Origin of the sequence: Rhodovulum adriaticum (assembly GCF_004345735.1) — a bacterium.
GTDB classification, from domain to species: Bacteria; Pseudomonadota; Alphaproteobacteria; order Rhodobacterales; family Rhodobacteraceae; genus Rhodovulum; species Rhodovulum adriaticum.
This window is the reverse complement of record NZ_SLXL01000009.1, coordinates 26,841-46,413: the sequence shown is the minus strand read 5'-3', so window position 1 is coordinate 46,413 and position 19,573 is coordinate 26,841. Positions and strand designations below refer to the sequence as shown.

22 protein-coding genes are annotated in these 19,573 nt (G+C 67.7%); 10 read left to right on the top strand and 12 right to left on the bottom strand.

Annotated elements, in window-relative coordinates:
* From plsY to dtd, 4 genes are all read left to right on the top strand, one after another.
* Positions 1-618: a glycerol-3-phosphate 1-O-acyltransferase PlsY gene (gene plsY / locus EV656_RS11850; protein ID WP_132604237.1), complete on the top strand. Its 618-nt coding sequence runs from the start codon at positions 1-3 to the stop codon at positions 616-618.
* Entirely contained in the window at positions 615-791 is a 177-nt protein-coding gene (locus tag EV656_RS16580; protein WP_165919002.1) for a hypothetical protein, read from the top strand. Before plsY ends, EV656_RS16580 begins: the two co-directional genes overlap by 4 nt.
* A gap of 277 nt (positions 792-1,068) precedes the next feature.
* Positions 1,069-1,983, top strand: a complete 915-nt coding sequence (locus EV656_RS11845; RefSeq protein ID WP_132604234.1) for a carbohydrate kinase family protein — start codon at positions 1,069-1,071, stop codon at positions 1,981-1,983.
* On the top strand, positions 1,980-2,417 hold the full coding sequence (dtd, locus tag EV656_RS11840; RefSeq protein ID WP_132604231.1) for a D-aminoacyl-tRNA deacylase: 438 nt from the start codon (positions 1,980-1,982) through the stop codon (positions 2,415-2,417). The genes EV656_RS11845 and dtd overlap by 4 nt, the downstream gene beginning before the upstream one ends.
* Here the strand turns inward: dtd and ruvB are convergent, their stop codons facing one another.
* The 3 genes from ruvB to ruvC are packed head-to-tail and all read right to left on the bottom strand — an operon-like array spanning position 2,418 to position 4,627.
* A complete protein-coding gene (ruvB, locus tag EV656_RS11835; RefSeq protein ID WP_132604228.1) occupies positions 2,418-3,446 on the bottom strand; it encodes a Holliday junction branch migration DNA helicase RuvB in 1,029 nt (342 codons plus the stop codon).
* A gap of 3 nt (positions 3,447-3,449) precedes the next feature.
* On the bottom strand, positions 3,450-4,124 hold the full coding sequence (ruvA, locus tag EV656_RS11830) for a Holliday junction branch migration protein RuvA (protein ID WP_132604225.1): 675 nt from the start codon (positions 4,122-4,124) through the stop codon (positions 3,450-3,452).
* Positions 4,121-4,627 carry a crossover junction endodeoxyribonuclease RuvC gene (gene ruvC, locus EV656_RS11825; RefSeq protein ID WP_132604222.1) on the bottom strand — a complete coding sequence of 169 codons (507 nt, stop codon included), beginning with the start codon at positions 4,625-4,627 and terminating at the stop codon, positions 4,121-4,123. The genes ruvA and ruvC overlap by 4 nt, the downstream gene beginning before the upstream one ends.
* Positions 4,628-4,934: 307 nt before the next feature.
* Here ruvC and EV656_RS11820 point away from each other — a divergent pair, with 307 nt between their 5' ends.
* Positions 4,935-5,138, top strand: coding sequence for a DUF1127 domain-containing protein (locus EV656_RS11820; RefSeq protein ID WP_132604219.1), 204 nt, complete (start codon positions 4,935-4,937; stop codon positions 5,136-5,138).
* Between the two features lie 53 nt (positions 5,139-5,191).
* Here EV656_RS11820 and EV656_RS11815 read toward each other — a convergent pair whose 3' ends face one another.
* The 3 genes from EV656_RS11815 to msrA all read right to left on the bottom strand — a co-directional run bounded on the left by EV656_RS11815 (position 5,192) and on the right by msrA (position 7,215).
* The gene (locus EV656_RS11815) at positions 5,192-5,560 is read right to left on the bottom strand and encodes a hypothetical protein (protein ID WP_132604216.1); all 369 of its coding nucleotides are present in this window, start codon (positions 5,558-5,560) and stop codon (positions 5,192-5,194) included.
* Positions 5,561-5,628: 68 nt separating this feature from the next.
* The gene (locus EV656_RS11810; protein ID WP_132604213.1) at positions 5,629-6,501 is read right to left on the bottom strand and encodes a 50S ribosomal protein L11 methyltransferase; all 873 of its coding nucleotides are present in this window, start codon (positions 6,499-6,501) and stop codon (positions 5,629-5,631) included.
* Positions 6,502-6,564: 63 nt separating this feature from the next.
* Entirely contained in the window at positions 6,565-7,215 is a 651-nt protein-coding gene (msrA, locus tag EV656_RS11805) for a peptide-methionine (S)-S-oxide reductase MsrA (protein ID WP_132604210.1), read from the bottom strand.
* A 141-nt stretch (positions 7,216-7,356) separates the two neighbouring features.
* Here msrA and EV656_RS11800 point away from each other — a divergent pair, with 141 nt between their 5' ends.
* Complete coding sequence (locus EV656_RS11800; protein WP_132604207.1) at positions 7,357-7,737, top strand: hypothetical protein; 381 nt, start codon at positions 7,357-7,359, stop codon at positions 7,735-7,737.
* A 1-nt stretch (position 7,738) separates the two neighbouring features.
* Here the strand turns inward: EV656_RS11800 and EV656_RS11795 are convergent, their stop codons facing one another.
* Positions 7,739-8,971, bottom strand: a complete 1,233-nt coding sequence (locus tag EV656_RS11795) for an MFS transporter (RefSeq protein WP_132604204.1) — start codon at positions 8,969-8,971, stop codon at positions 7,739-7,741.
* A 127-nt stretch (positions 8,972-9,098) separates the two neighbouring features.
* Here EV656_RS11795 and EV656_RS11790 point away from each other — a divergent pair, with 127 nt between their 5' ends.
* Positions 9,099-10,163: a YeeE/YedE family protein gene (locus EV656_RS11790; protein ID WP_132604201.1), complete on the top strand. Its 1,065-nt coding sequence runs from the start codon at positions 9,099-9,101 to the stop codon at positions 10,161-10,163.
* 82 nt (positions 10,164-10,245) lie between these two features.
* Here EV656_RS11790 and EV656_RS11785 read toward each other — a convergent pair whose 3' ends face one another.
* Positions 10,246-12,438: a primosomal protein N' gene (locus tag EV656_RS11785; RefSeq protein ID WP_132604198.1), complete on the bottom strand. Its 2,193-nt coding sequence runs from the start codon at positions 12,436-12,438 to the stop codon at positions 10,246-10,248.
* 87 nt (positions 12,439-12,525) lie between these two features.
* On the opposite strand from EV656_RS11785, the gene fsa reads away from it, so the two are divergent.
* From fsa to EV656_RS11770, 3 genes are read left to right on the top strand one after another with little or no spacing between them, the layout of a single operon-like run.
* Positions 12,526-13,179: a fructose-6-phosphate aldolase gene (gene fsa / locus EV656_RS11780; protein ID WP_132604195.1), complete on the top strand. Its 654-nt coding sequence runs from the start codon at positions 12,526-12,528 to the stop codon at positions 13,177-13,179.
* A 21-nt stretch (positions 13,180-13,200) separates the two neighbouring features.
* Positions 13,201-13,935, top strand: a complete 735-nt coding sequence (locus EV656_RS11775; protein ID WP_425057179.1) for a DUF484 family protein — start codon at positions 13,201-13,203, stop codon at positions 13,933-13,935.
* On the top strand, positions 13,932-14,855 hold the full coding sequence (locus EV656_RS11770) for a tyrosine recombinase XerC (protein ID WP_132604192.1): 924 nt from the start codon (positions 13,932-13,934) through the stop codon (positions 14,853-14,855). Before EV656_RS11775 ends, EV656_RS11770 begins: the two co-directional genes overlap by 4 nt.
* An 86-nt stretch (positions 14,856-14,941) precedes the next feature.
* Here EV656_RS11770 and EV656_RS16925 read toward each other — a convergent pair whose 3' ends face one another.
* From EV656_RS16925 to EV656_RS16810, 4 genes are all read right to left on the bottom strand, one after another.
* Entirely contained in the window at positions 14,942-15,013 is a 72-nt protein-coding gene (locus tag EV656_RS16925) for a DUF3253 domain-containing protein (protein WP_341799022.1), read from the bottom strand.
* Positions 14,989-15,156 (bottom strand): DUF3253 domain-containing protein, encoded by a 168-nt coding sequence (locus EV656_RS11765; protein ID WP_341799021.1) that lies wholly within the window; start codon positions 15,154-15,156, stop codon positions 14,989-14,991. Before EV656_RS11765 ends, EV656_RS16925 begins: the two co-directional genes overlap by 25 nt.
* Before the next feature lie 19 nt (positions 15,157-15,175).
* The gene (gene ileS, locus EV656_RS11760) at positions 15,176-18,139 is read right to left on the bottom strand and encodes an isoleucine--tRNA ligase (RefSeq protein ID WP_132604189.1); all 2,964 of its coding nucleotides are present in this window, start codon (positions 18,137-18,139) and stop codon (positions 15,176-15,178) included.
* 193 nt (positions 18,140-18,332) lie between these two features.
* Complete coding sequence (locus tag EV656_RS16810) at positions 18,333-19,331, bottom strand: YcjF family protein (RefSeq protein ID WP_425057180.1); 999 nt, start codon at positions 19,329-19,331, stop codon at positions 18,333-18,335.
* Positions 19,332-19,573 lie beyond the last annotated feature (242 nt).

The following is a 19,573-nucleotide window of genomic DNA, read 5'->3' as shown; positions in this document are numbered from 1 at the left end:
ATGCCCGCGATCGAAACCGCGCCGCTGCTGCTGGGGGTTGTGGTGCTGCTTGGCTACCTGCTGGGGGCGGTGCCCTTTGGCATCGTGATGGCGCGGCTTTTCGGGCTGGGCGACCTGCGCAAGATCGGGTCGGGCAATATCGGCGCGACCAACGTCCTGCGCACCGGGAACAAGCTGGCGGCCTTTCTGACACTGGTGCTGGACGCGGGCAAGGGCGGCATCGCCGTTCTGATCGCCCGCGCGACGGTGGGCGAGGATGCCGCCCAACTGGCGGGCTTTGCCGCGTTTCTGGGCCACCTGTTCCCGGTCTACCTGGGGTTCAAGGGCGGCAAGGGGGTGGCGACCTTTCTTGGCACGCTCCTGGCGCTGGCCTGGCCGGTGGGGCTGGCGGCGTGCGGAACCTGGCTGGCGGTGGCGGTGGCGCTGCGCTACTCCTCCCTCTCGGCGCTGGTGGCCGCGGCGCTGGCCCCGGTCTGGGCGCTGCTGCTGGGCCATGGAAGCATGACGGTTCTTGGCGCCCTGCTGGCGGTGCTGATCTATATCCGCCACGCCGCCAATATCCGCCGCCTGATCGCCGGAACCGAACCCAAGATCGGCAAGAAGGAACGGACGACATGAAACCCTCTGCCAACCGCGAGGCCCGCGACGGCATCCAGCAGATACATCGCGGCGTGCACATGGCGCTGGATGCGCTGGAAAACCAGAACGACCCCGAAACCGCCGCCCGAATCCTGCGCCAGATCGACGTGGCGATGGTGGACTGGATCAACGCGACGCAGGTCTTTCGCTAAGGCGCCCCGACGGGCGGCACGCCCAGCCCTGGGCATCGGGATCTGCACGCCCCTCGCCCTGCGCGGCCCCCTGCCCGACGACCTGCGGCATCGGGTCTGAAGCAGCGGCAGAACCCGATGATATGCGCTTTTTCAACCATTTCGGCGCCTTTCCCATGGGACGAACAGCGCACCAACACACGCGCAGCGGGAAAGGATCGTCCTTGACCTTTGTCCGGCCAGGCCGGACATTCGCCCTACGGTCGGCCCCGACGGGTCGACCAGCAGGAGACAGCGGATGATCCTTTGCGCGGGCGAGGCCCTGATCGACATGCTGCCGCGACCGGGCACGGACTGTCCCGCCCCCCATACCGGCGGCGCGGCCCACAACACCGCCGTCGCCCTGGGCCGGCTGGGGGCGCGGGTCGGCTTCTTTGCGCCGGTTTCCACCGATCCCTATGGGGTGCTGCTGATCGATGCCCTGGCCGAGGCCGGGGTCGACACGACCCTGTGCCCCCGCGTCGACCGCCCCACCACCCTGGCCCATGTCCGATTGGGTAACGGCGACCCGGAATACGCGTTCGAGGACGAGAACAGCGCAGGCCGGATGCTGACGGCGGCCGACCTGCCCGATCTGCCCGACGCGGTCGAGGCCGTTCTATGCGGCGGCATCTCGCTGGCGGCCGAACCCTGCGGCAGCGCGTTCGAGGCGCTGTTCCATCGCGAAAAGGCCGCCCGGGTCACGATGCTGGATCTCAATATCCGCCCCGACCTCATCACCGACGAGGCCGCCTATCGCGCGCGGCTGGCCCGCATGATCGCCGCCGCCGATATCGTCAAGCTGTCGGACGAAGACCTGCAATGGCTGGACGACAAGGCCGAGGCCCACCCCCAGGCGCAGCGCCTGCTGGCACAGGGACCGCGGCTGATCCTGCTGACGCGCGGCGCGGCCGGGGTCAGCGCCTATTGGGGCGCCTCGGAACTGCACCTGCCCGCGCCGGTGGTCCAGGTCATCGACACGGTCGGCGCGGGCGACACGTTCAACGCTGGCCTGCTGGCCGCCTTGCAGGCGGCGGGCAAGCTGAACCGGACGGCCCTGGCCGGGCTGGGCGCCGAAACCCTTGAACAGGTGCTGACCCACGCGATGCGCGCCGCCGCCGTCACCGTGTCGCGCGCAGGCGCCAATCCGCCCTGGGCGCACGAACTGACATGAGGGCGCTTGTCCAACGGGTGAGCGAGGCCGCCGTGCGCGTCGATGGCAAGGTGCTGGGCCAGATCGGCCCGGGGCTGATGATCCTGGTCTGCGCCATGGCGGGCGATTCCGAGGCACAGGCCGACAAACTGGCCCGCCGCATCGCCAGGATGCGCATCTTTCAGGATGACGCCGGCAAGATGAACCGCGCCCTGCTGGACACCGGCGGCGCGGCGCTGGTCATCAGCCAGTTCACGCTGGCCGCCGACACGACACGCGGCAACCGGCCCGGCTTTTCAGCGGCAGCACCGCCCGACCAGGGGGAACGGCTATACGACCGTTTCGCCGAGGCGCTGCGCGGCGAGGGGATAGAGGTCGCCACGGGCCGTTTTGGCGCGGACATGAAGGTATCCCTGATCAATGACGGGCCGGTCACCATCTGGATCGAGGCCTGATCAGTCCTCGAACAATGCCCCCTGCCCCGGCGCGCGCGGCGCGGCCAGCCCCAGATGCCCCCAGGCCCGTTGCGCCAGCATTCGCCCGCGCGGGGTGCGCTGGATCAACCCCTGTTGCAGCAGGTAGGGTTCGATCACCTCTTCCAGCGCGTCCCGGGATTCCGACAGCGCGGCGCTGATGGTTTCGATCCCCACGGGGCCGCCGCCGTAGTGTTCGGCAATCAGCCGCAGGTAGCGGCGGTCGGCCCCGTCCAGGCCCAGTTCGTCGACCTCCATCCGGGTCAGGGCGTTGTCGGCCACCGCGCGGGTGATCGTCCCGCCGCCTTCGACCAGCGCGAAATCCACGACACGGCGCAACAGCCGCCCGGCGATCCGCGGGGTGCCACGCGCCCGGCGCGCGATCTCTGCCAGACCGTCCGCATCGGCGGGCACCCCCATCAGCCGCGCACCGCGCGCCACGATCCGTTCCAGTTCCTCGGCTGTGTAGAATTGCAGCCGCACGGGGATGCCGAACCGATCCCGCAACGGCGTGGTCAGCAGGCCCAGCCGCGTTGTCGCGCCGACCAGGGTGAAGGGCTGCAATTCGATCCGCACGGTGCGCGCCGCCGGCCCCTCGCCGATCACCAGGTCCAGCTCGAAATCCTCCATCGCCGGATACAGAACCTCCTCGACCACTGGGCTAAGGCGGTGAATCTCGTCGATGAACAGGACATCGCGCGCCTCAAGGTTGGTCAGGATCGCGGCCAGATCGCCCGCCTTGGCCAGCACGGGGCCGCTGGTCATGCGGAAATTCACGCCGAGTTCCCGCGCCATGATCTGCGCCAGCGTCGTCTTGCCCAGACCGGGGGGGCCGTGGAACAGCGCGTGATCCATCGCCTCGCCCCGGCGCCGCGCGCTTTCGATGAAGACGCGCAGGTTGGCGCGGGCCTCGGCCTGGCCGATGAAATCGCCCAGCTGCTGGGGGCGCAGGGCACGGTCGGTATCCTCTGGCTGCGCCTCGGGGCGGAGGGTGGGATCAGGTCCGGTCATCGCCTAGCCCTTCGGTGCCAGTAGTTTCAGCGCTGCCCGGATCAGCGTGGGTGTGTCGGCCTGCGGCGCCTCGCCCGCGGCCTGCGCCACGGCCTGGGCGGCCTCGGACGGACCGTAGCCAAGGTTGGCCAGCGCCGACAACGCCTCGGCCTGGGCCGGGGCACCGCCCTGCGGGGCAGATGGGGGCGGCGCGGCCGGGGCAGGCGTATCCACGACATCCGCCGTGGCGGGGGCGGCGCCGGTCGCCTGATCCAGCGTACCGCCCAAGGCCATGACGCCGGGCGCCTTGTCCTTCAGCTCGTTCACCACGCGCTGCGCGATCTTGGGGCCGACGCCGGGCGCGGCCTTGATCGCGGCCCAGTCGCCCAGGGCGATGGCACGGCTGACGCCCTCGGCCCCCAGCGTGCCCAGGATCGCCATCGACGCCTTGGCGCCGATCCCCTGCACGCCGATCAGCAGGCGATGCCATTCCCGTTCCAGCAGCGTGGGAAAGCCGTAGAGTTGCAGCAGATCCTCGCGCACCAGCAGTTCGGTATAAAGCGCCACGGCCTCACCTATGCCGGGCAGCGTGGCAAGCGTGCGGTCGGAAACGTGCACCTCGTAACCGACGCCGCCCACGTCGATCATCACGCGATCGGGGCCGCGATGCACCAGCCGCCCGGCCAGCCGCCCGATCATGCGCCAGCCCGCGCCAGCGCGGCGGCCAGCCGGTTGCCGCCGCCCGTGTGATGGGCATGACACAGCGCCACGGCCAGCGCGTCGGCGGCGTCGGGTCCGGCAATCTCGATACCCGGGAATTGCAGGCGGACCATGTGATCGATCTGCCGCTTGTCGGCGTGGCCCACGCCGACCACGGTCTTCTTGACCGCGTTGGGGGCGTATTCGCCGACCTCCAGCCCCGCCTGCGCGGGCACCAGCAGGGCGATGCCGCGCGCCTGGCCCAGCTTCAGCGTACCTGCCGCGTCGCGGTTGACAAAGGTCTGTTCCACCGCTGCCGCCGTCGGCGCGAAACGGGTGACAATCTCTGACAACTGTTCGTGCAACGCCAACAGCCGCGCGGCCAGCGACCCCGCACCCGACAGGCACAGGCCGTTGGCCACATGGGTCAGCTTGCTGCCCGATACCTCGATCACGCCCCAGCCGGTGGTGCGCAGGCCCGGGTCGATGCCCAAAACACGCATGCTCCGCCCCGATTGTTGTATCTTTGCACAGGGCGTAGCACGAAAAGCGAACATCGACCAGCGGGAATGCGCCACCCGCCATACGCCAGGCCGCCGCGCGGGGCCGGAAAACGGCATCGGACAATCCGAAAGCGACACCTGACGCGTGGTGTTTTTTTACCTTGCAACAATGCGTTAGCCAAGGCCAAGCCATGCGGAAACTGCATGGATTTCATGCATATATCCCGCTTGTGCGCGGGGCTGCGGCAGCCTACGTGCGGGATACGGTGCACCACAAATCGCGCCTTCGAACAAGAGGACGACTCTCATGGCTGTTTACGATTATTCCCGCCCGCAGATGGACGGCCACCTTTTTGGGGGTCGTCTCAACCGCATGATCGGCGACACGTTGGGGCGCCTGGCCACCTGGCATGACGCCCGCGCCACGCGCACGGCGCTGAACCGGCTGAGCGACCGTGAACTGGACGATATCGGTCTGTGCCGCGCCGACATCGCGCGCATCGGGCGCTAGGCGCAGTCGCCGGTTATCCCGGCGCGTCGGTTCGTTTTCGGGTGACGCGTCGGCTATCCGGCGGCGGCGAATGCCTTGTGCAACTCTGCGCCCAGCCAGGCCGTGATCGGATCGACCTGCATCACGTAGGCAAGGCTGCGCTGTGCGACCGTGTCGGCGCCAAAGCGGTCAAGCCGCATGTTGTAATCCATCACGCCGATCTGCGACACGATCAGCGCCTTCATCAGGATCAGGGCCGCCGCGACAACGGCTGCGATGCGCAGGACCGGCACGCGCCGACGCGATGAGCGCTGGTAATGCGTGTAATAGGATCGCCCCAGCGTTCCCGGGGCCTCGAACCCGTATCCCCGGCTGTGCATCCGCTCCAGACGGGCGACCCGCGCGTAATAGGCGCGCCTTTGGGGGTCTTGGGGATCAGACATGCTCCCCTCCTCACTTTCGCCCCACCCGTGTCCAGAATGCGGTTGAATTCAGGCGAAAATAGGGCGGATCAGGCGGGCTTTCGGACACAAATCGTCGTCCAGTCACCGATTGATTCCTGATCGTGGACGACAAGGCCGTTTTCCACGTATGCGGCGGCCACCTCGTCCGCCTGTTCGTTCAGCAGGCCCGACAGAATCGCCACGCCCCCGGCATCGAGATGTTCGGAAATCAGAGGCGCCAGCGCGATCAGCGGCGTCTTGAGGATATTGGCAAAGACCAGGCCGAACGGGGCAGCCTCTGCCAACGCGGGATGGTCGAATCCCGCAGCCTCCAGGCAGTGCACGCGCCCGGTCAGACCGCCCGCCGCGACGTTGGCCTCGGCCACCTCGACCGCGACCGGGTCGATATCCGAGGCCAGCACCGGCACCTGCCACAGATGCGCCGCGGCCATGGCCAGCACCGCCGTTCCACAGCCGATATCGGCCACCGCGCGGGGGGCCAGTCCCGCCGTCGCCAGCCGGTCCAGCGCGCGCAGGCAGCCCTGGGTCGTGCCGTGATGCCCGGTGCCAAAGGCCATCGACGCCTCGATCAACAGGGGGATGCAATCGGCGGGCACGCGATCGGCATCGTGGCTGCCATAAACAAAAAAGCGCCCGGCCTCGACCGGGGCCAGCTCGCGCCGCACCTTGGCCACCCAGTCGGTTTCCGGCAGTTCGGACACGGTGAAATCGCGGGCGCCATGCATCGCGGCCAGCAGGGCCAGCCCGGCGGCGTCAGGCGCCTCGGTGAAATAGCCGCCCACTTCCCACAGGCCCGAGCCGTCCTCGATCTCGAACACGCCCACGCCGGTCGGTTCGGGGGTCAGACGCTCCATCGCGGCGCCCAGGGCCTCGGCGGCGTCTTTGCCTTCTAGGGTGGTCAGGGCGGTAAAGGTGGGCATCGGGCGTCCTTTCGCTGGGGTCAGCGCCGCGATAGACCCCGCCCCGCCCACCGTCAAGCGCGCTCAGGCCCCGGTGCCGGCGGGGCAACTGACCCCGGTGCCGCCCAGCCCGCAATAGCCGCCGGGATTCTTGGCCAGGTATTGCTGGTGGTAATCCTCGGCGTAATAAAAGGGCGGCGCGGGCAGGATTTCCGTGGTGATCGCGCCATAACCTGCCGCGCGCAGGCGCGGGGCAAACGCATCGCGGCTGGCCTCGGCCGCCTGTCGCTGCGCGTCGGTATAGGTATAGATGCCGGATCGGTACTGCGTGCCCCGGTCGTTGCCCTGCCGCATGCCCTGGGTGGGGTCGTGCCCCTCCCAGAAGGTGCGCAACAGGTCGTCATAGGAAATCACCGCCGGATCATAGACCACGTGCACCACCTCGTTATGGCCGGTGCGGCCGGTGCAGACCTCCTCATACGTGGGGTTGGGGGTAAAGCCCGCGGCATAGCCGGCGGCCGTCATCCACACGCCGGGCAGTTGCCAGAACATCCGTTCCACGCCCCAGAAACAGCCCATGCCGAAGATGGCCTCTTGCAGGCCCTCGGGCACGGGCGCCTTCAGCGGACGGCCGTAGACGAAATGGCTCTCGGCGGTCGGGATCGGATCGGGGCGGCCCGGCAGGGCATCGGCCTGGGGCACCATGTCGGTCTTGCGGCTGAACAGGGAAAACATCGCGGGAACCTCACTTGGTCGGTATCCCCTGTCTATCTTTCCCGCTGCGCGCGGATTTCAAGGCTGCGCTATTTCGGCGGCTTGCCGGATCGCGCATGTAGGCGCACCCTGAAAGTGGCGGCGCGCATGACGGGGGAGACCATGAAAACCTTTCTCAAGATCATACTGGGGCTGGCCGTTCTGGGCGGGATCGCCGCCGCTGCGGTGCTGTTCCTGACCTCGGGCCAGCGAGAGATCGCGCGCAATTTCGTGCTGCAATCCAGTGCCGGGCAATACGACCAGGCCCGCGCCCTGCTGCATCCGAACCTGCAATCGCAATTCACGGTTCAGCGCCTGCGCGAGGCTTTTGCCGGGGTGGAACCCTATACGAATGTGTCCTTTGCCTCGGTCGAGTCCGACGGGACCGGCACGCGGCTGACCGGCAGCGCGACAACCGACAGCGGTTGCGCCTCAAAACTGTCCTTCGAGGTGTTGCAGGGGCAGATCATCGCCTTTGACATCACGCCGCTGTGCCGGCGATAGGCTATTCGGCGGGCGTCGCGACCAGGGCGGAGAACACGGTTTCGTTGCCCGGCTCTGGGTGGCGCGGGATCATCAGCGCCAGCATCAGCGAGGCCGCCGCCATCCCGGCGGCCAGCGCGAACACACCGCCGGGCGATGTCACCCACAGATAACCCAGTGCGGCAGGCAGGAACACCGCCGCGATATGGTTGATGGTAAAGGCCACCGCCGCCGTGGGCGCGATGTCGCCAGGATCGGCGATCTTCTGGAAATAGGTCTTCAGCGCGAAGGCCAGGGCAAAGAACAGATGGTCGATCACGTATAGCGCAGCCGCCAGCACCACGCCCCAGCCGAAATAGTAGATCCCGCCATAGGCCAGGAACACCGCGATCAGCCCGACATATTCAAAGGCCAGCGCGCGCCGTTCCCCCCATTTCGCCACCGCCCGGCCCATCAGCGGCGCAAAGGCCATATTGGCCAGGAAGTTGATCATGAACAGCGCGGTGACCTCGTGCACCTCAAAGCCGAAGCGTTCGACCATCATGAAGGCGGCAAAGACCACGAAGATCTGCCGCCGCGCGCCCGACATGAATTGCAGCAGGTAATACAGCCAGTAGCGGCGGCGCAGGATCAGCCGCTTCACCTGCGGGTTGGGCGCCTCGAACTGCGGGTAGGCCAGAAGGCAGAACAGGGCCACTGCAGCGGTGAACCCGCCCGCAGTCAGGTAGACGAAATTGTAGGACAGATCGAAGGCCTTCCACCCCAGCACCAGCAAGCCGTAGGCCAACAGGGACGCGGCAGAACCGGCGGCGACCAGCCAGCCCAGCGTCTGCGGCGCGCGGTCCTTGTCGATCCATTGCAGCTGCAAGGACTGGTTCACCGTCTCGTAATAGTGGAACCCGATGGAACTGAGCATCGTGACCGTCAGCAACCCGCCCAGCGACGGGAACCACGCGGTCACCGCCGTTGCCGCCCCCAGCAGCATCAGCGCCACCACGCCCAGCACCTGTTCGCGGATCACCATGATCAGCGCGATCACCCCGATGGCCAGAAAGCCCGGAATTTCGCGCACCGTGTGCAGCCAGCCGATATCGACCCCGTCGAAATCCGCCGCCTCGATGACGAAGTTGTTCAGCAGCGCCGACCATGTGGCAAAGGCCACCGGCATGGCAAAGGCCATCAGGAACAGCAGGCTGACAGGGCGGCGCCACAGCGGCAGGCCGGGGGCCTCGGACAGGCGGACAAGGTGCATCATCCCTGCCCTTTACGCCCGAACCGCCCCTTGGGCGAGTGCAAATTCGCGCACAGCCTGATCTGAATCAAGGAACGGGCAAGGGGCTTGTTGCAAGACCAATGAAATTCGCAGACCGGGAGACCTGCGCATGGACATCCTTGCACTTGTGGAACAGATCGGCGAGGCGCCGACCGCCGCCATTTTCGGCCTGGCGACGGGCATGATCTTCGGCGTGGCCGCGCAACGCTCGTCCTTCTGCCTGCGGGCGGCGACGGTGGAATTCGCGCGCGGCCAGATGGGCGACCGATTGGCGGTCTGGCTGCTGTGCTTTTCAACCGCGCTGGTCTGGGTGCAGGCCGCCGAACTGGCGGGGCTGATGCGGTCTGAGGATGCGCGGATGATGGCGGTGCCCGGATCGTGGTCCGGCGCGATCATCGGCGGGCTGATCTTCGGCGTGGGCATGGTGCTGTCGCGCGGCTGTCCGGGGCGGCTGCTGGTGCTGGCGGCCACGGGCAACCTGCGCTCGGTCGTGTCAGGGCTGATCTTTGCCGTGCTGGCGCAGATGAGCCTGCATGGCTGGCTGTCGCCCCTGCGCGACTGGCTGGCCGCGCTGTGGATCACCCCCGGCGGGCGCAACGTGAACCTGATCGACGCGGCGGGGCTGCCCGCGGCCTCTGGCCTGCTGATGGGCATCATCTTCGCCGCGCTCGCGCTTTGGATGGCCTATCGCAACCGCATCTCGATCCGCAAACTGGTCTTTGGCGCCGGGGTCGGCTTTTCGGTGGCGGTGGGATGGGTGCTGACCTTTGGCCTGTCCGAGGTCAGCTTCGACCCGGTGCAGATCGAAAGCCTGACCTTCACCGGCCCCTCGGCCAATACACTGATGTTCTTCCTCGAACGTCCGGCGATCCTGCATTTCGACATCGGCCTGGTGCCCGGCGTGTTCCTGGGGTCGTTCCTGGCGGCCTGGATCGCAGGCGATCTGCGCTTTCAGGGGTTCGAGAGCGAGATCAACATGCGCAAGGCGATGATCGGCGCGGCGCTGATGGGCTTTGGCGGGATGCTGGCCGGGGGCTGCTCGATCGGTGCGGGGGTGACCGGCGGGTCGATCTTTGCCGGTACGATGTGGGCGGCACTGTTCGCGATGTGGATCGGCGGCATGGCGACCGATTTCCTGGTCGACCAGAACCGCGGCGCGGCGCGGGCGGCCTGACCCCGCACCCCCGGGGATATTTCACCCAAAGCATTTCAACTGCTTTGATCCAAATATCCTCGCCGAAGGCGTGTTGACGCCCTCAAAGGAAGCTCTGCGGGTCGATATCGACCGCCAGCCGGACCTGGGCAGGCAGTTTCACCGGGGCCAGCCAGTCCGAAATCGCCGCCTGCAGCGGCGCGCCCTTGTCCGCCTTGATCAGCAGCCGCACGCGATGGCGCCCCCGCACCCGTGCAATCGGGGCCGGCGCGGGGCCGAAGAGTTGCGCCCCGATCCGGCGCAGGGGTGCGTCGTTGTGGGCCAGCCAGGTGCCCAGGTCAAACGCCGGTTTCGCCTCGGGCGCGGAAATCACGATGCCGGCCATCCGGCCATAGGGCGGCACACCGGCGGCGCGGCGCTCGGCCGCCTCGGCCTGCCAGAAACTCTCTTCCTCGCCGGTCAGGATCGCGCGGATCACGGGGTGTTCGGGCTGAAAGGTCTGCAACAGCGCCAACCCCTTGTCCGCCCCCCGCCCGGCGCGCCCGGCAACCTGGCGCATCAATTGGAAGGTGCGTTCCGCAGCGCGCAGGTCGGACCCTTGCAGGCCCAGATCGGCGTCGATCACGCCCACCAGCGTCAGCAGCGGAAAGTTGTGCCCCTTGGCCACCAGTTGCGTGCCGATGATGATGTCGGCCTCGCCCGCCGCGATGGCCTCGATCTGCGCCTTCAGCGCGCGGGCGGTCGTGAACAGGTCCGAGGACAGCACCGCCACCCGCGCGTCCGGAAAACGTTCGGCGGTTTCCTCGGCCAGCCGCTCCACCCCTGGCCCCACCGGGGCCAGCTTGCCCTCTGCCTGGCAAGAGGGACAGGTGGCAGGGATCGGCTTGGTTTCCCCGCATTGATGGCAGACCAGCCGTTTCAGAAAGCGGTGTTCCACCATCCGGGCGTCGCAGTGGTCGCAGCCGATCTGGTGGCCGCAGGCCCGGCAGACCGTCACTGGCGCATAGCCCCGGCGGTTCAGAAACAGCAGCGATTGCTGCCCGGCGGCCATTCGCGCCTCGACCGCGGCCGCCAGCGTGGGGGAAATCCAGCGACTGGGCGGCAGGTCTTGCGTCCGCATGTCGATAGCGCGCATTTCCGGCAATTCCGCGTCCCCGAACCGCGAGGTCAGGTCAAGGCGCGCGTATTTGCCGGCCTCGGCATTGGCCCAGCTTTCGAGGCTGGGTGTGGCAGAGGCCAGAACGACCTGCGCCCCGGCCAGCGAGGCGCGCAGAACCGCCATGTCGCGGGCGTTGTACAGAACGCCCTCTTCCTGCTTGTAAGAGCTGTCGTGTTCCTCATCCACCACGATCAGCCCCAGATCGCGGAAGGGCAGGAACAGCGCGGACCGCGCCCCCACCACCAGTTGCGCGCCGCCCCGGCCCACCATACGCCAGACGCGCCGCCGCTCGGCCATGGTGACGCCGGAATGCCATTCGGCGGGCCGCGCGCCAAAGCGGCGCTCGACCCGTGTCAGAAACTCGGCCGTCAGCGCGATTTCGGGCAGCAGCACCAGCGCCTGCCGCCCGTGGGACAGGCATTCGGCGACGGCCTCAAGATAGACCTCGGTCTTGCCCGAGCCGGTCACCCCCTTCAGCAGCGTCGTGCCATAGGCACCGCCCGCCACGCCCGTGCGCAGCCTTGCGGCGGCCTGCGCCTGGTCGTCGGCCAGCGGGACGCCGGGCAAGGCGGGGTCCAGATGCGGGTAGGGCCGGTCACGCGGCGCATCCTCTTCCAGCACCGCGCCCGAGGGGATCAGCCCCTTGACCACCGACGACGACACGCCCGCCTGTTCGGCCAGTTCGCCCAGGGTAAAGGCCAGCCCGCCGTAATCCTCCAGCAGCTCGATCACCCGGGCGCGGGCGGGGGTCATGCGGTCGGGCGCACCCTGCCCCCGGCGATACAACCGCCGCATTGACGGCGGATCGCCCAGACCCGGCGCGCGGGTGGCCAGGCGCAGCATCGCGGGCAGGGGCGTCAGCGTGTAATCGGCGGCGCGTTCCAGAAAGGCGCGCATTTCTTCCCGCATCGGGGCGGCATCCAGCACGCGGATCACCGCGCGCAGCTTGCCCGCTGCGACATCGCCCGCCCCCGTCCCCCAGACCACGCCCAGCACCTTGCGCGGGCCCAGGGGCACCTCGACGAAGTCGCCGGTGGAACAGCCCCCCTCGGGCGCGCGGTAATCGAAGGGGCGGCCCAGGGGCTGGGCGGTCAGCACGGCGACGCGGGCGTCCTCTGGGAATTCGACACTCAGCATCGGGCCGCCGCAACCAAGGCTTTCCGCAATGCGGCATTTCCGCTAGACCGGCTGCGAAAATGCGCAGCAAGGCAAGAGGCCCCACCAATGAAATTCTTCGTCGACACCGCCGATGTGGATGCGATCCGCGAACTGGCCGACCTGGGCATGGCCGATGGCGTGACCACCAACCCCTCGCTCATCATGAAATCGGGGCGCGATATCCTGGAGGTCACGCGCGAGATCTGCGGCATCGTGGACGGCCCCGTTTCCGCCGAAGTCGTGGCGACCGAGGCGCCCGCGATGATCGAAGAGGGCAAGAAACTGGCCAAGATCGCCCCCAACATCGCAATCAAGGTGCCGCTGACCTGGGACGGGCTGAAGGCCTGCAAGGCATTGTCGGGCGAGGGCCACATGGTCAATGTCACGCTGTGTTTCTCCGCCGCGCAGGCGATCCTGGCCGCCAAGGCCGGGGCCAGCTTCGTTTCGCCCTTCCTGGGCCGGCTGGATGACATCAACTTGGACGGTCTGCAACTGATCGCCGACATCCGCGCGATCTATGACAATTACGGCTTCAAGACCGAGATACTGGCCGCCTCGATCCGTTCGGTCAACCACGTGACCGAAGCCGCCAAGATCGGCGCCGACGTGGCCACCTGCCCGCCGCAGGTGCTGAAGGCGATGGCCGCCCACCCGCTGACCGACAAGGGGCTGGCCACGTTCATGGCCGACTGGGAAAAAACGGGGCAGAAAATCCTGTAAATTTCGTGTAACGTCAGGACAATGACAAAAGACGACGAGGGGCAGATGGGCAGCACTCCCGCGATCGCGGAGGATCTTCGCGCACGGATCATCGCCGCACCCGAGGTGATCCTGGACGATCCCGACGTGATGCGCGCCCTTGTGGCCGCGAACGAAAAGACCCTGGGCGCCAATATCGTCGATCTGCGCGGCATCGCGATGGAGCGGCTGGAGGCCCGGCTGGACCGGCTGGAGGATACCCACCGCTCTGTCATCGCGGCAGCCTATGACAACCTGTCTGGCACCAACCTGATCCACCGGGCGGTTTTGCGGCTGCTGGACCCGCTGGATTTCGAAAGCTTCCTGGCCAACCTGCCCGAGGATGTGGCCGCCGTCCTGCGCGTCGATTGCGTCAAGCTGGTGCTGGAATCGGCGCGCGAGGCCGAAAGCGCCGCCCTGGGCCGTCTGGGCGCGGTGGTACACGTGGCGCCGCCGGGTTTTGTGGATCGCCTTACCGGGGGAATGCAGGGGGGCAACGCCGCCCGGCCCGTCACACTGCGCCAGGGCGTGCCGGGCAGCGAGGCGATCTATGGCCCGCGCGCCGCCGATCTGCGCTCAGAGGCATTGCTGCGGCTGGACCTGGGCAAGGGGCGCCTGCCGGGGATGCTGGCCCTGGGGTCCGAAGACCCGCACCAGTTCGCGCCGGGCCAGGGCACCGATCTGCTGGCCTTCTTCGCGGGCGTGTTCGAACGCGCGATGCGCCGCTGGCTGGGATGAGCCTGGACATCAGCCCCGCCGCCCGCGATGCGCTGGCCCGCTGGCTGGACCATGAACGCGCCCTGAACGGGGCCGCGGCCAACACGATCCGCGCCTATGGCCGCGACGTGCAGGGGTTCCTGGCCTTTCTCGCCGACTATCACGGCGCGCCCACGGGCATGGCGCATCTGCGGGCCGTGGGGCTGCGTGACCTGCGCGCCTGGATGGCGCATGAGCGGAACCGCGGCATCGCCCCGCGTTCGCTGGCGCGCGCGTTGTCGTCAGTCAAGGGGTTCTACCGCTGGCTGGCCCGGCAAGAGGGGTTCGACCCCAGCCCGGTGCTGGCCGCCCGCGCGCCACGGTTTCAGCGCAAGCTGCCCCGTCCCCTGTCCGAGGACGCCGCCCGCGCGGTGCTGGACGACATGGGCACCGGCGCATCCACAGGATGGGTGGCCGCCCGCGACGTGGCCGTGGCAACGCTGTTATATGGCTGCGGCCTGCGGATTTCCGAGGCGCTGTCGCTGACCGGCGCCGATGTTCCGCTGGGCGAGGTGCTGCGCATTCGCGGCAAGGGCGGCAAGGAACGGCTGGTGCCGGTGATTGCGCCGGCCCGTGCGGCGGTGCAGGCCTATACCGCCGCCTGCCCGCATCAGCTGACGCCCGAGGCGCCGCTGTTTCGCGGCGTGCGCGGCGGGGCGCTGAACCCGCGCCTGATCGCCCGCGCGATGGAGGGGGCGCGCGCCCGGCTGGGCCTGCCCGCCACCGCCACGCCCCACGCGTTGCGCCACAGCTTTGCCACGCATCTGCTGAGTGCCGGGGGCGATCTGCGCGCGATCCAGGAATTGCTGGGCCATGCCTCGCTGTCGACCACGCAGGCCTATACGGCCGTGGATACCGCGCGCTTGATGGAGGTCTACGAGGCCGCCCATCCCAAGGCGTGAGGGACGAAGAATTTTCACGAAAATTCTTCGTGCGGAAAAATCTTCGGGAAGATTTTTCCTTTTGGGTATTTTGACCAAGAAGAAGATCAGCGCGGCAGGCCCAGGCGGATCGGGCCGCGTGCTGTTTCGGCGTCTACGGGCACGCCGTTCTGCGTGATCGCGATTTGACCGCTGGCGTGCAGGCGCGCGGCGGCGGCGCGGATACGCGCGGCATCAGCGGGCGCCAGTCCGCGGCCAGTTCCCGCGCGACCTCGGAGGGGCAGAGGGTTTTTCCCCTGCCCCGCCTGTGTGCCAGGTCCATCAGGGCCGCAGCGATGTCCTCATCCGAGGGCATCGTTGCAGCGCGAACAGGTCGCCGCGTGGGCATGGGCCCCCACATCGGGCAGAATCTTCCAGCAGCGCTGGCATTTCTGCCCCTCGGCCTTTTCAAAGACCACGCCGACGCCGTCCACCTCGGGCAGGCGGAAAGCCTCGTTCGGGGAAGGATCGCCGGTCAGCTGGATGGCCGAGGTGATGCAGATATCCGCGAAATCGACCGTTTTCAGCGCGGCCAGCACCTCCGCATCGCGCACATGGACGACCGGCGCGGCCTCCAGGCTGGCGCCGATCACCTTGTCCCGGCGCTGGATTTCCAGCGCGGCGGTCACGACGCGGCGCACCTGCCGCACGCCCGCCCATTTCGCGGCCAGCGCCTCGTCGCGCCAATTGGCAGGCGTTTCGGGGATATCGACCAGGTGGACCGAGCTGTCGTCACCGGGGAAGCGTTCCAGCCAGACCTCCTCCATCGTGAACACCAGGATCGGGGCCAGCCAGGTGGTCAGCCGGTGGAACAGGATGTCCAGCACCGTGCGCGCGGATTTGCGGCGCAGACTATCGGGACCGTCGCAGTAAAGCGCGTCCTTGCGGATGTCGAAGTAGAAGGACGATAGGTCCACCGTGGCGAAGTTGAACAGCGCCTGGAACACGCCCTGGAAGTCGTAGGCGTCAAAGCCCTGGCGCACGGTTTCGTCCAGTTCCGCCAGCCGGTGCAGCACCCAGCGTTCCAGTTCGGGCATCTCGGCGGGATCGACCCGTTCGGCGTCCGTGAACCCGGCCAGGTTGCCCAGCATGAAGCGCATCGTGTTGCGCAGCCGGCGATAGCTGTCGGCCACCCCTTTCAGGATTTCCGGGCCAATGCGCAGGTCGGCGGTGTAATCCGACTGCGCCACCCACAGCCGCAGGATGTCGGCGCCGTATTGTTTGGTCACGTCTTCGGGCGCCACGGTGTTGCCGAGGGACTTGGACATCTTGTTGCCCTTCTCGTCCAGGGTAAAGCCATGGGTCAGCACGCCGCGATAGGGCGCGCGGCCGATGGTGCCGCAGGCCTGCAACATGGACGAATGGAACCAGCCGCGGTGCTGGTCGGTGCCCTCAAGATACAGATCGGCGATTCCGTCCTCGGACCCGTCCGCGCGGTCGCGCAGCACGAAGGCATGGGTGCTGCCGGAATCGAACCACACGTCCAGAACGTCAAAGACCTGATCGTAATCATCCGGGTTGTAATCGTTGCCGAGGAAGCGCTCCTTGGCGCCCTCTTTGTACCAGGCGTCGGCGCCCTCTTGTTCGAAAGCGTCAACGATCCGCTGGTTGACGGCCGGATCGCGCAGCAGGAAATCGGAATCGTCCGGTTTCGCCCCCTTCTTGACAAAGCAGGTCAACGGCACGCCCCAGGCGCGCTGGCGCGACAGCACCCAGTCCGGGCGGCTTTCAATCATCGAATACAGCCGGTTGCGGCCGGTCTGCGGCGTCCACTTCACCAGCTGGTCGATGGAGGTCAGCGCGCGTTGCCGGATCGTTTCGCCATAGCTGTCCATCCCGTCGTCCAGCCTGGCATCGATGGCGGCGAACCATTGCGGCGTGTTGCGGTAGATCAGCGGCGCCTTGGAGCGCCAGGAATGCGGGTAGCTGTGTTTCAGCTTGCCCCGGGCGATCAGCGCGTCGACCTCGACCAGCTTGTCGATGACCCGGCGGTTGGCGTCGCCCTCTTTCCCGTTCGGCTTGGTGATGACGGCGCCGCCGAACAGCGGCAGGTCGGCCCGGTAAGAGCCGTCCTCCAGCACGTTATAGGTCATCTGCAGGCCAAACTTCAGGCCGATCTGGTAGTCGTCGTCGCCGTGGCTGGGCGCGGTGTGGACGAAACCGGTCCCCGCGTCGTCGGTGACATGGTCGCCGGGCAGCAGGGGAACGTCATAGTCCCACTCGCCGTTGCCGTTTTCCACGCCGCGGAGCGGGTGGGCACAGGTGAGCGACCCCAGTTCCTCGGGCGTAACGTCGCGCAGGCGGGAATACATCGACGGTTCAAGGCGCGCGTTGCGCATCACGTCCTCGGCGAGTGCATCGGCCAGAAGGTATGTGTCGCCCACCTCTGCCCAGCTTTCGTCAGGTGTGCCGGTGACTTCATACAGGCCATAGGCGATGGCGGGGCCAAAACAGACCGCGCGGTTTTGCGGGATGGTCCAGGGGGTGGTGGTCCAGATGACGACCTGCGCACCGCTAAAGTCAGATTTCTGGTCCTGTTGCCTCTGCAATTCATCGGTGATCTGCCCACGCTTCACAGCACGAAAATCGAGAACGCGCGTAACCGGAAACTTCACCCAGATCGTGTGGCTTTGATGGTCGTGATACTCCACCTCGGCCTCGGCCAGCGCGGTCTTTTCCACGGGCGACCACATCACGGGTTTCGACCCCTGATACAGCGTGCCGTTCATCAGGAATTTCAGGAATTCCTGCGCGATCACGGCTTCGGCGTGGTAATCCATCGTCAGGTAGGGATCGGCCCAGTTGCCGGTGATGCCCAGGCGCTGAAACTCTTCCCGCTGGATGTCGATCCAGCCCTCGGCAAAGCGGCGGCATTCCTGGCGGAAATCGACGACATCCACCTTGTCCTTGTCCAGCCCCTTGGCGCGATACTGTTCCTCGATCTTCCATTCGATCGGCAACCCGTGACAGTCCCAGCCGGGGACATAGCGCGCATCCTTGCCCATCATCTGCTGGGACCGGACGATGAAATCCTTGAGGATCTTGTTCAGCGCGTGGCCGATATGCAGGTGCCCGTTGGCATAGGGGGGGCCATCATGCAGGGTAAAGGGCGGGCGGCCCGTCTTTTCGCGCAGCCGGTCGTAGACGCCGATTTCCGCCCAGCGGGCCAGCCAGCCGGGTTCGCGTTTGGGCAGGCCTGCGCGCATCGGGAAATCGGTTTCGGGCAGGGACAGGGTGTCTTTGTAGTCGGGCGTGTCGGCACACATGGGACGTGGTCCTCGGGAATAGGTGACAGGCGGTCGGTGAAGCGGCGGCGCGAGGGGTCAAGCGCCTTGTCCCGGCGGCTCTGATCTCAGAGCGCCGGGCCGGTAATTCGACGGATGGGCATAAGGCCGGTCATCATGGCCCGCTGTATAGGGCGCAAAGGGGGGCGGCGTAAAGGGACGCCGCGCCGCGGCATCATTCCTGGGCCTTGTTGAACACGCCCGTCAGCGCCCGCTTGACCAAGGCCCCGACCGAGGGGCGCGCCAGTTCGCGGAACGGCAAGGGGCGGCAGACCTCCATCGCGGCGACGCCGACCCGCGCGGTCAGGGCGCCGTTGACCACACCCTCGCCAAAGCGGCGCGAAACGCGGGCCAGCACACCGCCCCCCGCAATCGATGAAATCATGTCATCGCCCACCGCGACCATGCCGGTGGCGACCAGATGGGTCAGCACCGCGCGGGCCAGCCGGATGCTGCCCAGCAGCCCCCCGCGCCCGCCATAGATTTCCGCGATACGGCGGATCATCCGCAGGTTGGCCGACAGCGCGGCAAAGAGGTCGGCCAGCGTGATCGGTACCAGCGCGGTGACGGCGGCGACGGTGCGCGCGGCGGCCTCGACCTCTCGCGTGGCGGCGGCATCCAGCGGGGCCAGCAGTTCGCGTTCGGTCAGGGCCAACAATCCATCAGGGTCAAGAACCTCGTCGCGCCGCTCTGCCAGCCGGTCGCGGGCCCATTCCGTATCCGGCCGATAGGCGTAAAAGCGCATCAGGTGGTCAAAGACCGCGCGCGCCTGTTGCAGATCCTGGGCGGCGATGGCGCTGTCGGCCTCCTTGTGCAGGGCATCCAGGCGGCGCAACCGTGAAAAGGCCGCCAACTCGCGCAGGATGACCAGCAGCACGGCCAGCAGGACCAGCCCCACCAGCATCAGCGCAACCCCGCCCAGGGTGGCGCTGCGGTCCAGCAGGCCGGTGACGAAATCCCAGACCGCGATGGACAACACAAAGCCCAGCAGCGCGGTCAGCACCGACCAGAAGAAACGCGCCAGGCGCGAGGACCGGCGCGCGGCCAGCGTCGCCAGGGTTTGCATCGCGCGGCCCTCGGGCGGGGGGGCGCCGTCGGCCCCGAGGTCGGGCACCGGCGGGGCGGTTGCCGGGGTCAGCGGCTCTTGCGTCTCGGGCGCTTCGGCCTCGAACAGGCGGGGGGCGGGTGCCTTGGGGCGGGCGGGGGGTTGCTGCGGTGCGCGGGCGCGCTCTGCCGCCTCCTGGTTCTGTGTTGCGCGCTTTTGCCGTGCCAGTGCGTCCGCCCTTTCCCGTTCGGCCTGCTCTTGCCGCGCGCGCGCGGCCTGTTCCTGCCGGGCCTTTTCCTTTTCGGCGCGGGCGCGCTCTTGCGCGGCTTTCTCCCGCTCTGCCTGCTCTCGCTCTGCTTGAAAGCGCAACT

Excerpts from the sequence above, each read along its gene's own strand:
- ruvB (WP_132604228.1), bottom strand. The coding sequence starts at position 3,446 with ATGACCGGACCTGATCCCACCCTCCGCCCCGAGGCGCAGCCAGAGGAT.
- EV656_RS11845 (WP_132604234.1), top strand. The coding sequence starts at position 1,069 with ATGATCCTTTGCGCGGGCGAGGCCCTGATCGACATGCTGCCGCGACCG.
- EV656_RS11785 (WP_132604198.1), bottom strand. The coding sequence starts at position 12,438 with ATGCTGAGTGTCGAATTCCCAGAGGACGCCCGCGTCGCCGTGCTGACC.
- fsa (WP_132604195.1), top strand. The coding sequence starts at position 12,526 with ATGAAATTCTTCGTCGACACCGCCGATGTGGATGCGATCCGCGAACTG.
- msrA (WP_132604210.1), bottom strand. The coding sequence starts at position 7,215 with ATGTTTTCCCTGTTCAGCCGCAAGACCGACATGGTGCCCCAGGCCGAT.
- EV656_RS11815 (WP_132604216.1), bottom strand. The coding sequence starts at position 5,560 with ATGTCTGATCCCCAAGACCCCCAAAGGCGCGCCTATTACGCGCGGGTC.
- ruvC (WP_132604222.1), bottom strand. The coding sequence starts at position 4,627 with ATGCGTGTTTTGGGCATCGACCCGGGCCTGCGCACCACCGGCTGGGGC.
- EV656_RS11790 (WP_132604201.1), top strand. The coding sequence starts at position 9,099 with ATGGACATCCTTGCACTTGTGGAACAGATCGGCGAGGCGCCGACCGCC.
- EV656_RS11820 (WP_132604219.1), top strand. The coding sequence starts at position 4,935 with ATGGCTGTTTACGATTATTCCCGCCCGCAGATGGACGGCCACCTTTTT.
- EV656_RS11770 (WP_132604192.1), top strand. The coding sequence starts at position 13,932 with ATGAGCCTGGACATCAGCCCCGCCGCCCGCGATGCGCTGGCCCGCTGG.
- ruvA (WP_132604225.1), bottom strand. The coding sequence starts at position 4,124 with ATGATCGGGCGGCTGGCCGGGCGGCTGGTGCATCGCGGCCCCGATCGC.
- EV656_RS16580 (WP_165919002.1), top strand. The coding sequence starts at position 615 with ATGAAACCCTCTGCCAACCGCGAGGCCCGCGACGGCATCCAGCAGATA.
- EV656_RS11800 (WP_132604207.1), top strand. The coding sequence starts at position 7,357 with ATGAAAACCTTTCTCAAGATCATACTGGGGCTGGCCGTTCTGGGCGGG.
- EV656_RS11765 (WP_341799021.1), bottom strand. The coding sequence starts at position 15,156 with ATGGACCTGGCACACAGGCGGGGCAGGGGAAAAACCCTCTGCCCCTCC.
- EV656_RS11795 (WP_132604204.1), bottom strand. The coding sequence starts at position 8,971 with ATGATGCACCTTGTCCGCCTGTCCGAGGCCCCCGGCCTGCCGCTGTGG.
- ileS (WP_132604189.1), bottom strand. The coding sequence starts at position 18,139 with ATGTGTGCCGACACGCCCGACTACAAAGACACCCTGTCCCTGCCCGAA.
- dtd (WP_132604231.1), top strand. The coding sequence starts at position 1,980 with ATGAGGGCGCTTGTCCAACGGGTGAGCGAGGCCGCCGTGCGCGTCGAT.
- plsY (WP_132604237.1), top strand. The coding sequence starts at position 1 with ATGCCCGCGATCGAAACCGCGCCGCTGCTGCTGGGGGTTGTGGTGCTG.
- EV656_RS11775 (WP_425057179.1), top strand. The coding sequence starts at position 13,201 with ATGACAAAAGACGACGAGGGGCAGATGGGCAGCACTCCCGCGATCGCG.
- EV656_RS11810 (WP_132604213.1), bottom strand. The coding sequence starts at position 6,501 with ATGCCCACCTTTACCGCCCTGACCACCCTAGAAGGCAAAGACGCCGCC.